Genomic DNA, 12895 nt, shown 5'->3' with positions numbered 1-12895 from the left:
CCTTTTTACATTTGAAAAGCAAACGCAAACAGACCGCCGACCGCTAAAAAGGGAACAAGCGGGAGGGCAGTCTGTTTGGCAGATTTGAATCCTTGGCGAAAAGAAATGCTGGCAGCGAACAACAAAACGAGTGATAATCCTGCAATACTTTGCAGTAGTCCGCCAATTGGCCCTAACACAAAGCCGCAGGCGGCCATCAGCTTGATGTCGCCGCCGCCAATCTTGCCTCGGGTGAAAACAGCGGCAAGCAGATAAGGCAAGCTTGTGGTAAGTAGGCCGACGAAGGATGAGACGAGGAAGCTGTGAAGAAAACCAATTCCGGTGATGGCAAGCGGAACCCAATCCGGGATCTCACGCATTCGAATGTCGTGATAGCTGGCGATGAGAAGGAGTGAAGCGAATAGAATGCCTTGGATGAGGAGAAACGGCTCTGCAAGAATCACGGCCTGGTCTCCATCTGCCAATCGCTCAAGCCTCGATACGGGTAAAATTTCTGTGCTTTGGCAAAGCGAATCATAAACGTAATTTGATCCAATACCGATAAATTGTGTCTGTCTTTGGTCGTCATCATCACAGAAGCGGAAACGCCAATCAAGAAAGTGACGACGGTAAGCGGAACATTGCCGCCCGTCAACCAAATGAATAGGGCAATGGCGAGGGCGGCTAACGTCCCGATAGCGGTCTGCCCAAGTTGATGCTGGCCGAAGCCGGGAAACCATTCGGCTTCGGGCTTGACGCCAAGGGGAATGTACAGGGATTGATCTTGTTCCATTTTAGATGAGCAATCTCCTTCACTTGTAGTAGTAGAAAATTAAATCCTTTACTTGCCAGATGCTTTCTGCAAGGACAAAAAACAGGACGACATTGCGGGCACGCTTCTTGTACTTGGTAGCTTCTTCGTCGGCTCCAGAAAGGCGAACCATGCAATAAATGAAGCGGCAGACGCAGCCCAGGCGAATGAGTATAATAATCGCCTGGGCCAGTTCTTCCAGCGTTGACATGGGATCACCCGGCTTTCATGAGCTTGCGGGCCATGCCAACGAGTTTGACGCTGTGGTAGACATTATTGACCACGCCGCCCCCGCCGCCGGTTGTAATCAGGAAGTCGGACAGGAAACGCGGCGTTCGGATCGCCAGTACCATGCAGGCCATGCCCCAAAACACATGGTTTTGCAGCATAAGGCCAACGCCCAGCTTTGCGAGCCCGATTTGGATGACAACCGCGAGCATAGACTGCATAAACTTCTGCGCGTAGGCGCGGAAAATTCCCCGGTCATTATCCAGCAACCCCGCGCAAGCCAAAGGAATGCCGACACGTAGAATAAACATTTCTAGCCCGCGCATCAAAAACTGAAAATAGAGGATGAAGAAACAAACGACAAAAATAAGGCCAAAAATGGCCGTTACCAAACCCATTGAGCTGATGCTGTCAATCCAGACTTGCCAGTTGTAGTTGGTGGTTTGGCCAATGACATTCAGTAGCCGATCCGTTAGGTCTTCAACCATTTGCCCGAGCCAGGTGTAGACAGTGGGGAAGCAGATGGCGACGGCCAATGCCCGAAAAAAGTTGGTAAGCAGGAATAGCGGTTCTTCATCGGGATCGCCATCCGTCCAAAGAATATAAATTTCAAAACCCTTTTTGAGAAACTTAAGAATCATAAGGGCCACGCCAAAACTGAACAGAATTTCGTACAGACTTTCGGCAAGATCAACGCCGGTCGAAAGCGTCATGTACCGTTCGGCATACAAGGAAATCGGAATGATGTCCTTAAGCAACGTATCCATATAGACGAGCGCGCCGTTCAGGATGGCGACAATAAGCAACAATAGAATCTTATCCACGGCTCCTCCTTACTTAAGAAACGGCGCGAACGCCGCTTCTATTTCAGATCCCCTCTGTAGTTGAACATATCTTGAATACGTTGCTTCAGCGTCGGAAGAATGGTCTCGCCAAACAGCATGTACAGCCCGGCCAATACCAAAGCTCCAATGACGACGGCCATCAGGATTTTAACCGCCGTATCGACAAACCCTTCGCCGCGGCGGTTATGGATGGCTTGCTTGGTTCTGATTACAGCACCGATCATTTTCTCTTTCAGCCATTGTTTCATAGTCAAAGCCTCCTGTTTTGGATAGTGGAATGGGAAAAGCCTGCCGAAGTTCAGCAGGCTTGTTTACTTGTAGTAACCGATAATGATGTTGAGCGTAGCCGAGCCAAGTACGGCTCCGATGCAGGAGACGACCGCAACAATGATGCGGTTGTTCCACTTTTTCACGTCCATTTCATCTGCCGCCGAACGGCGGATGGAAAAGTAAATAATGAGCAACCCGGAAACGATCGGAGCCAAAATCATCAGCCAAGTCGTCACGTCTCCGATCAGTTTTTCCGTACCAGTGGCCAGCTTGCTGTCCTTCACGCCGTCCGCATAAGCCAGATGAGTAGATGCCAATCCAACCATGCCAAAGGTGACGGATGCCACAGCAAGACGCCATGCCGCATGACTCCAAGCTTTCATTCGTCGGAGGAAAAAGGCGGAAATCCGTTTTGTGCCGCTGTCGCCGCGCGTTGTTGTTCGGCCAGTTGCCTTGCGATATCCTTCTGGTAGTACACCCATATGTTCCACAGCTTCACCTCCTCTCTTGTGTCCGTGAGAATGGGCCTGCGGTTCTCCCGTTCTTCTCGCACACGGCGGTTATGCTCTTTGTCACCAAGACCCATCATCCGATTGAAGGCCCACACGCTGAGATCGGGAGCGAACATCATAGCTGGGTGACTTCGGGAGAGGACAAGTTGATGGGGGCGTGAAATGCGCCGCACCTCGTCAACGGTCAGCAATTTACGTTCTAGCAGATTGAGACTGTGGGAGGTACTTGGCGTCGAGTATTTTCCGTGCGAGGCAGATAGCGAGTAGCCAGAGGTTGTATAAGTTCCGAGCTTCTCGCTGACTTCCCGCAACGTCTCCAGGTCGTCGGCCTGCAAATAAATCCACGTCTGGCAATTTGACTTGATCGTACTTGCCACATGATCGTCGTATTTCTCTTTGAGCTGTTCGAAGCTTTGCACAAACAGGTTAAAGCGCATCCCGCGCCCGCCGCCGACCGTCAGTTTGTTGGTGAAGTCGGCAATCGGTGTGAAGTTGCCAAATTCATCAAGCAGAAAATTGACACGCCGTTTCAGCCGTCCGCCACGTTTATCCGCTTCCGTAGTTAACAATTCATAAAGCTGAGAAATCATCAGGGAAGCGACGGGATAAAAAGTCGTCTTCTCGTCCGGTAGAATAATAAAAAGCGCCTGTTTCTTGGAGCCAAGTTCGGCTAAAGAAAAGTCGCTTTTATGGGTAATGGCGTAAATGGATTTGGATGTAAACAGTCGAAGCGTCGTTAGCGCGGAAGTATAGAAACTGCCTTTGGTGCGCGAGGGGGCGATGTCGGAAATACTGAGCAGCGCCCGGGCCGGATGCTGCTGTGGCAAGCGCTTGATGTATTCTTGCATGGGTGTTTTATTGCCGATTTGCTTGTTCATTTCGGCTAAGAACCAGTACACATTGGTCATGTTCTGGTATTCTGGCCGCTTCAGGTTGTCCCAAACGACGCTCAGAATGGAGGCGGCAATGACGGACATCTCGCCGTTGATCCAAATTTTCTCGCCTTGGGCTTTGCCGACAAGCACATTGGTCATATCCCAGGCCAGCATTTCTGCCTGCTCTTGATCGCCTGTAAGCGTTGCTTCAACTACGGGCTGAAGCAGGTTGTAATGGTGGCTTTTTTCAGGATGTCGAAAATCCAGCGTCAAAACCTCGTAACCGAGCTTTTCCAGCAAGGGGCCGCTGTAATGAAACAGTTCCGCTTTCGGGTCGGAAATCACCAGCGATTCCCCGGCCAGTGCGAGCAGGCCAATTGATTGCAGTACGACCGAACGGGATTTGCCGCTCCTCGTTGCACCAATGCAAAGCGTATGAACATCGTCGCCTACATAATATAGTTGTTCCCGTCCACGTTCTTGTTGCAAACCCAACACAATGCCGCCGCTGCTCACGTTAAGCATGGAATCAGCTTTGGGGATCGTCTTCGGATGAAATGGCATCGGATCGTTCCTCCCGTTCGGATGATTTTAAAAATTGTAAGTCGTCGTAGCCGGTATTGAGCAAATGCCGGATCGAGGGGTGACGAAGCTCAAGCGTACAATGGTCAAACGCACGGGGCCATTCGTCTTCCTGCAGCCAGCGGGCCGAGCCGTGCTGGTGCTGCCCGGTTGGAACCGGCGTTTCAATGCCCGGAGCTACTTTCCGCAACTTGCTTTGATAGGGCTGGCTGTTCGCAAGAAAGTAGAGAACAGCCAGCAACAGTACGAAGCCTTGCATGCAACCGAAGAGCAGAAAATCTGGACGAGTGGTAAGCAAACTATCGAGGCAATCGGCAATAGGCGGGACAACCAAGCGGGTCGATGTTCCAGATAGTAAGCGATGAATAGCTGTACTAATAAATAGATTAAGCACGCCGCCCACGGTAAAAAGCAATACAGCAATCCATATCTTCTGCTTTGTTTTCACGGTTCCCATTCACCGTTTGGTTCAAAGAAATCGTCATGTTCCGGTTCTCTCGCCTGTAGGAAAGTGGGCTGCCTGTTCTGTGTATAGGCAACCGAATTTGGTTGATTTGCTTCTTCTTGGGCGGCGGCGCGATCCAATTGGATTTGCAGAAAAAGTGATTTGGGAGCTGGGCAGTCATGGATATGTCCCCACTCTTCCGTATGCAAGTTGTGCATGGCCACATATGCCGGCTCATCCTCGCATAACGTATGGGCCAAACTTTCATCACTTACAATTTGTTTTGCAACGGAAGGGTGAGAGGCGGATAGTTCGTAAATGGGAATGGCGCAATCGTCCAGGGAATACAGCAGGTATTCACCTTGGCCGATGGCCCGATGCAATGCCATATCCGAAAGCAACTGTTCTCCGATTACTTGATGAACGGCCAGCATCGGTTGACTGTCTCGTTCTACGAAATAGATCCCGTTATCCAGCGGCTGGTGATTGGCAAATACATTCCACGGCGTGTTTTGTGGCGGTTCAAACGCTCCGAAATACTCCGGCGCGAAATATTTCCCTTCCTTTGCGAGCCTCTCCGGGTTTTCCGTGATCTCGCTTAGCTCCGGGTGGGTGAGCACTCCTTGTTTAGCGAGTTCATAAGCAGGCACGACACTTTTTACATCGTCAAAATAGATGTGCTCGCCTTCCTTGTTGCCAAGTTGCAGCGCCTCCTCGCTCAAGACATCCCGGGCATAATCCGCCTCCAGGACAAGGCCGCTGTTCCGCTCGGCTTGCATGGCATAAATATGGAGGCCAACCTCCACGCAGGTCAAAATGTTGCCCCAAATGGAGCTTTCCGGTCTTGGCACAGGGATACCTCCTTAGCGCTCTTCGGCAACTTCCAACGCTTCCGGGTTGCCGTCGTAATCATGGGCAAATTCCTGCTCATAATCCAGATGGATTTCCCGATCTTTTAAGGCAGGCAACAGATCTTCCAGCCTGTCGATCAGGATCTGCACCTGTTCAAACTGCTCGATGGTTTTGTCATTGGGTGTGATCAGGAATTTGACCATTTCATCATGGATGAACATCAGTTCGTCTTCCGTGAATAGCTTTCTTTCATCTACAAGTCCGCTTCGACTTGCAAAGTTCTCCATGGCCGCTTCTTTGTTGTAAAAATATTGCCGTTGCACAGGCGTACCATTTTCTGGAGCAAGTCGGTAAGTGGAAAAAACGTACTCGAAGAGCGGATGATGCTTGCAGGCCAGGACGACATCGCCGTATTCGCAAAGCTTGTAAACACCGTTGGCAATCTTAGCATCCTTGTCTGTGTAGGGCTTTTCGGTGCAAATGCCAAGCTGCAACGCCGTTTTGCGGGCCAAGTCCTGGATGCTGCTCATGAGCCGGTCGGGAACGGTGACAAAGGGGTTACGTTCGATGCTGTCCATGCGAGTGTAAAAGGCGACGAGCTGGTCTTTCAGATAAAGGTCAGCCAAATAGTCGGCAGAAGTGGAGCGTCGTACCTCAATTCCTTGCCCGGCAAGCGCGGCGAAGAAGGTTTTGTAAAACTCGCTTTTGCTTTTCAACAGAGTCCCTCCCTGAAGGCTTATTGCAGCCCATCATCGCGTTCGATAATTGGTAACGCTGCATTTCCAGTAATCGATCAGTGATTTTCATTAGGCTTTTCCTTTTTTGGTTTCATGGAGGAACGAGTTTCCGAGGAGGACGGAGACGTTTTCTTTTGTTGCTCGTTACCAGACGACGAGCGACGCGGCGACTGGCGCATGAGCTGTTCAAAAGGTCGAAGTTTTCCATCTGTAAAATACATCGAATGGCTCCTTTCGTATATAATCAAAAAAACACGCTACCAAGAGCGTGCAAACAAAACTTCCGTTATCTTTCCATACCTTGGTCTATGTGGCGTAGCAGCCACTCTTTCTTGGCTTGTTTGGACAGTTCGCCTCCCATCGCGCTGATCTTGTCGTCCACATCCATCCGGGTACGAATAGAAAGGCTTTCCATCACGGTCAGCAGTTCCAAAAGCAACTGCTCTGCCAGCGCCTGCTCGCGATCCGCTTGCCGAATGGCAACGGTCGACTCCTTCTCTAACTTGATGATAGTGCGAAGCGTGGACAGGATGCGGTTGGCTATTCGCTTCTCGGCTTCTTTCTGATAGTTGTCGCGCTGTTTCCCCAATCGTTCGGGGTCGGAGGTATATAGAGTGGCAAGCTCCAGTTTGGCCTGTACATAATCCTCGACCAGTTGGGCCAAATAAGGGTTGTCGCGCAGCAATTCCTGCACCAACTCATCCAGATACGACTTTGTTTCTATAGGAAGTAACTGATAGGCCAACCTTCCAGTTGGAGGTAGGTGGAGGCGTAGTTCAAACAATCGGTTCGCCAGTTGCTTAACGGAAGAAGGTTGAATGAGATGGTGTTTGGGGAAACGCAGAAGGGAGTCCTCGTCTTCATGTTCAAAACGATGCTGAAATGCGCGGAACGCTTTGGGATTCAACCGTTTCAGGTAGGCTTCAAATTCGTCCACGATACGGTCCGTTACTTGCGAAATATCGGATTTTGCTTCATCGCGAAGCGCACAAAATTGTTTGATTTTATAAGTGAAGGTGTCTTTGATAAGTTGTTTGCGTATCCGGTTTGGAATTTCAGGATGCGTGAAGTTCTTCATGATCGTTTGCGATCGATCCCAAAACACGACATGTAAGTGGGGATGATTTTTTTCGTTATGAAAGGCAGCGGCCCAACATACATTTTCAATCTTGATCTGATTTTGCGCGGCAATGGTGGCGATATGTTGTTCCATATACTGTTGCCAATCGGTGAAGTTCGTTAAACCAAGTTCAAGCGCGGTTTCGGTTTGAAAGGAGATCACACTGCGAAACATATTTTTGCCTTCTCGGGAGATTTGCCGGGCAATCCGAGCCACTTCCTGCCAGGATTCAAAAGCTTGCAGTGGGCCTGGCCGGAGCTTTCCAAACAGACCATGGCTGTTGTTCTCATGCCGGACTGCACCGGGACGGGTAGCAATGTAACCTATGTGCGTGTAGTTGCTGACTGCCGTCTTTGGATGATTGGGATGAAAGAAGCGCTGCTTATAGATCAGCGCCGACATCGGCATCGCCTCCGCGCAATCGTTCCAGATTGTGTTCGAAATCATCCCCGGAAAGAAATAGCTTCTCCGCATCGGTCAGCTTCATCTTGGTGTATTCAACCGCCAGCCGCCGCGCTTTCTTTTCAATCTCGCGGAAGGTGGTGTAGCGGTTCGTATCAATGAGGTCGGTCAGGATGGCAATTGTTGAATAATACGCCGCGGCGGACATGATGAGGTCTTTGCTGGCAAGTCCGGCAAGTCGATTGCTAAGACCGTTTATAGCGATACCGATTTCCTGACGGATGATGCCGGTGATGAAGTCGATCTCTGAGGTATAGGCTTCGACGGACATGCCTTTTTGAATAAAGGCACGTACCACATCTGCCATACTGAGATGCTTGGATGCGGCATATTTCTTGAGGGAGTCATATTGAGATTTAGGTAGCTTGACTGTGATCTGTTCCGTTTTTTCTTTCCTGGCCAAAGGCATCTCCTTCCTCTTAGGGATTTTAGCGACATTCGTTTATCGGGGGAAAACTTTAAAAAATGTCGGTGGGAGCTCTGCTCCCACGCTGTTTTTTCGCAAAATGACATTTTGCTATTCCTGCCTTTACACTACTCTCCAAGAGGCGGGCCTCTTGGAGAGTAGGAAGGCAGTTCTCTAATCCGATGGAAAAAAGAGGAGGGGGTCATTGTCAGATCACTCCTTCAGTAATGGTCGATCAATGAATTAAATAGTTTGATTGAAAAAGAGGTTATTCACTTGACATCAAGTGTTAAACGGTATCAGTTGGAGATTTTTAGGAGGAAATTAGATAGTTCTGTCGAACTATGTTGTAGGTATGAACACTTTTTCTAAATGAATGAAAATAATAGGACATTAAGGAGCCTAATTAAAATGTTTTTGTCGGAACTACGTATTTGGAATTTCAGAAAGTATGGTTCAGGTGAACTTGAAGCAGAAACAGGGAAATCTAAACCGGGTCTATTTGTGAAGTTTAATCCTGGATTAAACATAATTGTTGGTGAGAATGATTCGGGAAAAACCGCCATAATTGACGCATTAAAGCTGGTTTTAACAACACAGAGCAATGACTATTTAAGACTGGAATATGAAGATTTTCATATGCCAAATGTTGCAACACTTGAAGAGGAGCGGACAGATTCATTAGAAATTCAATGCATTTTTAGGGATCTTAAGCCACATGAAGCGAAAAATTTCCTTGAGTGGCTGAGCTTCGAAACCGTTGGAACAGAAAAAACTTTTTACTTGAAAGTTATTTTAAAGGGGAGACGTAAAGGAAGACGCGTTTATTATGATGTCAAGGCGGGGACCGATGAAGAAGGCAGCTTGATGAACAGCGAAGCAAGAGCCCTACTAAGAGCAACATATTTAAAACCTTTACGTGATGCTGAACATGAATTAGCACCAAGGAAAAATTCGCGGCTGTCTCAAATATTAGATAATCATCAAGCTTTTGAGGACAAAGAGAACCATCATCTGAAAAGGGTAATGGAGCAAGCCAATAAATTAATTCTTCATTATTTTCAAGGGCATGATGGCACACAAACTTTTGAAGATCAGAGTGGTAAGCTTCTATTAGAAAAAATTAATACATATTTAAAAGAGTTTTCTCCATCGACCTTACCATTGAATTCAATTTTCTCTATATCCGATTTGAAGTTAAGAACAATTTTAGAAAAATTAAGTTTAGAATTGTCAGTGAACAAGTCGGGATTAGGTTCTCATAATCTTCTGTTTATAGCAGTGGAACTTTTGCTTTTAAATCGAGAGCAGTATACAGGATTAAAAATTGCACTAGTTGAGGAGATTGAGGCCCACATCCATCCACAAGCGCAGTTGCGATTAATTGAATACTTACAAAAGGAATCTGTAGATTTGGGTGTTCAATTAATTTTAACTACACATAGCACTGTACTTGCTTCAAAAGTGTCATTAAAGAATCTAATCCTCTGCAATAATGGAAATTGTTTTTCGATGGATCCAGGAAGTACGAAATTAGAAGTAGGTGATTATTCATTTCTGGAACGATTCTTGGATTCAACAAAAGCGAATTTCTTTTTTGCCAAAGGAGTTATTTTGGTAGAAGGAGATGCAGAACACCTCCTTCTACCAACCATTGCTGAGATTATTGGCAGGCCATTATCTAAATATGGTACGACACTTGTAAACGTGGGTAGTACGGCATTTTTGAGGTATAGCAGGATCTTTCAACGTCAGGATGAGACGCTAGGAAAAATGAATATCCCCGTTGCTATAATAACCGATAATGATGTTAGACCAACTTTTTCCCAACACGGTGACAATATTACAGATCGAAAAGAAATAGAAACTTCGCGGCGAAAAAAGGTTGAGCTTTATGATGGTCAAACTGTAAAAACATTTGTGTCCCCGTTCTGGACGCTTGAATATGATTTAGCTACTGGCGGTAATCTAACAAATGAATTTTATCAGGCAGTACTCTACGCAAAGAAAATTCAAAATAGCGATAAATATGGGTTAACAGAGGAAAAAAAGGTTGCGTGTGATCAAGAAGTAGAAACAAATTTAGCTAAGTGGCAGCAAGAAGGCTTTTCCCAAGAGAAAATTGCGTTTGAAATTTATACAGGAATTATGTTGAAGGAAAACGATAAAGTATCGAAGGCTATTGTTGCACAATGTTTAGCAGGCATACTAAATGAAACGAAAGATAAAGCAAAGCTTAAAGAGAAAATTTTAAAAGATAAAAATCTTAACTATATTGTCCAGGCTATAAATTATGCTACGGCTGGCTTAGAAGGTGATACGTAATGTTTGTAATAGATGATGTGGATATTCAATTGGCAGAACGACTGCTTTTACCTGAGGGTGAGGTGTTTGATTCCGAAAGACGTGATATTATTCGATGTATGGAATCTAAGGATATACAGGCTTGTCCGGGAAGTGGTAAAACTACGACTTTGCTTGCAAAACTATCTATTATCGCACGTAGACTTCCTTTAAAAACTAATCAAGGGATTTGCGTATTGACTCATACCAATGTTGCAGTTGATGAGATTAGGGATAAGTTAGAGGGTAAAGCGGATATTTTATTTCAATATCCGAATCATTTTGGTACAATTCAATCATTTGTTAATAAATTTCTAGCTATACCTAGGTTTATTGATAAGTATGGAAAAAGGGTTGCGAGAATTGACGATGATATTTACTACGAATATATTCAAAGACGTTCAGGTAGAGTGGATTATGGTACAAGGTTTTGGCTTGAGAAAAATAAGGTATCATTAACCGATCTTCGCTTCAGCCTTTATGATTTTTGTATTACGAAGAAGATAGATGGGCCCATAATAATGAAGCCTGAAAGCAAAACTTATCCTAAACTAATGGCTTTTAAAGAAGAAATATTAAACGAAGGGATTTTATGCTATGATGATGCTTTTTCTTTAGCATATGAGTATCTGAGAAAGTATCCTCAAATAGCAAAAGTAATATCTGATCGTTTTGCTTATGTGTTTTTGGACGAAATGCAAGACACGAATAAAATACAAAATGATCTATTAGAACAAGTTTTTGATCGAGATCAAGTGATTGTACAACGGATTGGAGATACTAACCAATCAATTTTTGATTCTTCTCTAGAAGCAGGTTGGAAGGTATCAGATGAATATTTGCCTATCTCAGCGAGCAAACGGTTCTCCTGTGAAATTGCAGAAAGAGTAAAAACTATCTGTCTCTCCCCGCAAGAATTAAAAGGTAATCCTAAAATGAATCAATTTCATAATGCTTAGTTACTGAATCGTAGACTAACCGAATTTGAGCAATACCGTTTTCGAAAATTATGCTACTTGTTCTTGTAAGTGGCGATTTAGACGATCACATGCCAACTTCGTGCCATTGTAAACCAGCGTTACCAAGTTGAAATGTACTTTCGCTTTTTGTCCTGTCCGATGCCTCACATTGTTCAACTGAAAAAATTCCTTGAGGTAAGCATTTACTCTCTCGACTGCAGAGCGTTCTTTAGCGATCTCTTTCCAACGTTTTGAACCCCGGGCCGGAGCGGTATATTTTCGAAGATCACTGGTGATCTTCATCTTGTACACCTTCTGGCAAAGCGAGTCTTGCGCTAATGGGCAGCTCTCACATTCTTTCGGTCGAACGTATTTGAGCGTTTCATATTTCGTGTCGTAGCTGTCGTAACGGTACGAATGCTCTCTCACACAAGTGGGGGCAAAATGTTCGTCGAATCCGACAAGTTCGGGTTCTCGGCGATGGTTATACGCGATAACCGCATGCGCCTTCACTTCGCGAACTTGCTTATAGATGGGCTCATAGTCGTAACCTGCATCCATGGTTGCATAGTTGAAATGGAAATATGGATGTTGCAAAGCCACTCCTTTTAGAAGCGGTATCGCGGCTTTACCATCGTTCAAATTCCCAGAAGAGAGCAGAGCCCCAAGGATATATTGACTCTTGGTTCCTACGGCAAGATGACCTTTGTAGCCATACCAGAAGACGTTTTTTCCATCACTATTTTTCTTGATTCCCCACTGCGGCTCAAGCGGCATTTGATCTCTTAGAACCTGGAGGGGCACGCTAAGTTGTGCAGCAATTCCTTTCTTGAACAATGGCTTTTGGCTCTCTTCTTCTTGTTTTTGAGCGACCCAAGCTTCACGTTCAGCCTTTGATTTTCGTCCACGCTTTTTAGGTTCAGGTTTTTCCTTTTCTTGTTTTGCAGGTGCTTGATCTCGAGCTTCGATATGGGTTGCATCGATGGCAAGGGTATCGTCCGTAATGAATGATTCTGCCATCGCTTGCTGAAGCAGTTTTTCTTGCATCTCTTCCAGCGCCTGGCTGTGGCTCATCTTCTGCACCAATCTGGAATAGGAAGATGCCGAAGGAATGGCTTCTGAGAGCATAAATCCACAATCCAGGCGGAATAGAATGTCATGTTGGAGTCGCTTGATTAAATCTTTGATCGTAGGAATACGTTCAACGATTCTAACGATTAAGGAATAGATCATCGCTCTGTAATTCACTTCAACCGGGGCACCATAACGCGATGTTTTCCGGACTAAGCGCAAGATCGGCGTAATGTCGATCGCAGCGAAAATCTCACGGAACCGATCTTTTTGTTCCATTTGATAAAGCTCTTGCAGGGTAAACAAGCTCTCGTGTCGTATATATGACATAGGGAGTTCATCCTTTCATCTCTGTGTTTTGGTCGTACTTAACACTTCGAGATTTGGGGAGGTTCTCC

Annotated in this window: 15 protein-coding genes; 2 read left to right on the top strand and 13 right to left on the bottom strand. The window is 46.0% G+C overall.

Going from position 1 to position 12895, the window contains the following annotated elements; all coding sequences use genetic code 11:
* Positions 1–5: 5 nt before the first annotated feature.
* The 12 genes from FRY98_RS03560 to FRY98_RS03505 form a co-directional block, all read right to left on the bottom strand.
* A complete protein-coding gene (locus FRY98_RS03560) occupies positions 6–443 on the bottom strand; it encodes a prepilin peptidase (protein ID WP_211373253.1) in 438 nt (145 codons plus the stop codon).
* Positions 440–772 carry a hypothetical protein gene (locus tag FRY98_RS03555; RefSeq protein ID WP_148450359.1) on the bottom strand — a complete coding sequence of 111 codons (333 nt, stop codon included), beginning with the start codon at positions 770–772 and terminating at the stop codon, positions 440–442. The genes FRY98_RS03560 and FRY98_RS03555 overlap by 4 nt, the downstream gene beginning before the upstream one ends.
* Positions 773–791: 19 nt before the next feature.
* The gene (locus tag FRY98_RS03550; protein WP_148450358.1) at positions 792–1001 is read right to left on the bottom strand and encodes a mercury transporter; all 210 of its coding nucleotides are present in this window, start codon (positions 999–1001) and stop codon (positions 792–794) included.
* A 4-nt stretch (positions 1002–1005) separates the two neighbouring features.
* Positions 1006–1842, bottom strand: a complete 837-nt coding sequence (locus tag FRY98_RS03545) for a conjugal transfer protein TrbL family protein (RefSeq protein WP_148450357.1) — start codon at positions 1840–1842, stop codon at positions 1006–1008.
* A 38-nt stretch (positions 1843–1880) separates the two neighbouring features.
* A complete protein-coding gene (locus FRY98_RS03540; protein ID WP_148450356.1) occupies positions 1881–2111 on the bottom strand; it encodes a DUF6133 family protein in 231 nt (76 codons plus the stop codon).
* Positions 2112–2174: 63 nt separating this feature from the next.
* A complete protein-coding gene (locus FRY98_RS03535) occupies positions 2175–2480 on the bottom strand; it encodes an Mbov_0395 family pilin-like conjugal transfer protein (RefSeq protein WP_211373252.1) in 306 nt (101 codons plus the stop codon).
* Positions 2481–2512: 32 nt separating this feature from the next.
* On the bottom strand, positions 2513–4084 hold the full coding sequence (locus FRY98_RS03530) for a VirD4-like conjugal transfer protein, CD1115 family (RefSeq protein WP_211373251.1): 1572 nt from the start codon (positions 4082–4084) through the stop codon (positions 2513–2515).
* A complete protein-coding gene (locus FRY98_RS03525; RefSeq protein WP_148450354.1) occupies positions 4050–4550 on the bottom strand; it encodes a TRAG family protein in 501 nt (166 codons plus the stop codon). The genes FRY98_RS03530 and FRY98_RS03525 overlap by 35 nt, the downstream gene beginning before the upstream one ends.
* Complete coding sequence (locus tag FRY98_RS03520) at positions 4547–5398, bottom strand: hypothetical protein (protein WP_148450353.1); 852 nt, start codon at positions 5396–5398, stop codon at positions 4547–4549. Before FRY98_RS03520 ends, FRY98_RS03525 begins: the two co-directional genes overlap by 4 nt.
* Before the next feature lie 12 nt (positions 5399–5410).
* Positions 5411–6115, bottom strand: coding sequence for a hypothetical protein (locus tag FRY98_RS03515; RefSeq protein WP_148450352.1), 705 nt, complete (start codon positions 6113–6115; stop codon positions 5411–5413).
* Positions 6116–6422: 307 nt separating this feature from the next.
* On the bottom strand, positions 6423–7658 hold the full coding sequence (gene mobP3, locus FRY98_RS03510; RefSeq protein ID WP_148450351.1) for a MobP3 family relaxase: 1236 nt from the start codon (positions 7656–7658) through the stop codon (positions 6423–6425).
* Positions 7639–8121 carry a hypothetical protein gene (locus tag FRY98_RS03505; protein ID WP_148450350.1) on the bottom strand — a complete coding sequence of 161 codons (483 nt, stop codon included), beginning with the start codon at positions 8119–8121 and terminating at the stop codon, positions 7639–7641. The genes mobP3 and FRY98_RS03505 overlap by 20 nt, the downstream gene beginning before the upstream one ends.
* 414 nt (positions 8122–8535) lie before the next feature.
* Between FRY98_RS03505 and FRY98_RS03500 the strand changes: the two genes are divergently transcribed.
* Both FRY98_RS03500 and FRY98_RS03495 read left to right on the top strand, forming a co-directional pair.
* On the top strand, positions 8536–10449 hold the full coding sequence (locus tag FRY98_RS03500; protein ID WP_170287018.1) for an ATP-dependent nuclease: 1914 nt from the start codon (positions 8536–8538) through the stop codon (positions 10447–10449).
* A complete protein-coding gene (locus FRY98_RS03495; RefSeq protein ID WP_148450348.1) occupies positions 10449–11426 on the top strand; it encodes a UvrD-helicase domain-containing protein in 978 nt (325 codons plus the stop codon). Before FRY98_RS03500 ends, FRY98_RS03495 begins: the two co-directional genes overlap by 1 nt.
* Positions 11427–11474: 48 nt before the next feature.
* On the opposite strand, the gene FRY98_RS03490 is transcribed toward FRY98_RS03495, so the two are convergent.
* Positions 11475–12827 (bottom strand): transposase, encoded by a 1353-nt coding sequence (locus FRY98_RS03490; RefSeq protein ID WP_148450347.1) that lies wholly within the window; start codon positions 12825–12827, stop codon positions 11475–11477.
* Positions 12828–12895: the final 68 nt, after the last annotated feature.

It is taken from the genome of Paenibacillus faecis (assembly GCF_008084145.1).
Classification (GTDB): Bacteria; Bacillota; Bacilli; order Paenibacillales; family Paenibacillaceae; genus Fontibacillus; species Fontibacillus faecis.
The sequence above is the reverse complement of the archived record's forward strand: the minus strand, read 5'-3'. Positions and strand labels throughout refer to the sequence as shown.

Bases quoted from the DNA above. Each gene is read 5' to 3' on its own strand.
- FRY98_RS03555 (WP_148450359.1), bottom strand. From the start codon at position 772: ATGGAACAAGATCAATCCCTGTACATTCCCCTTGGCGTCAAGCCCGAA.
- FRY98_RS03550 (WP_148450358.1), bottom strand. From the start codon at position 1,001: ATGTCAACGCTGGAAGAACTGGCCCAGGCGATTATTATACTCATTCGC.
- FRY98_RS03540 (WP_148450356.1), bottom strand. From the start codon at position 2,111: ATGAAACAATGGCTGAAAGAGAAAATGATCGGTGCTGTAATCAGAACC.
- FRY98_RS03530 (WP_211373251.1), bottom strand. From the start codon at position 4,084: ATGCCATTTCATCCGAAGACGATCCCCAAAGCTGATTCCATGCTTAAC.
- mobP3 (WP_148450351.1), bottom strand. From the start codon at position 7,658: ATGTCGGCGCTGATCTATAAGCAGCGCTTCTTTCATCCCAATCATCCA.
- FRY98_RS03500 (WP_170287018.1), top strand. From the start codon at position 8,536: ATGTTTTTGTCGGAACTACGTATTTGGAATTTCAGAAAGTATGGTTCA.
- FRY98_RS03495 (WP_148450348.1), top strand. From the start codon at position 10,449: ATGTTTGTAATAGATGATGTGGATATTCAATTGGCAGAACGACTGCTT.
- FRY98_RS03490 (WP_148450347.1), bottom strand. From the start codon at position 12,827: ATGTCATATATACGACACGAGAGCTTGTTTACCCTGCAAGAGCTTTAT.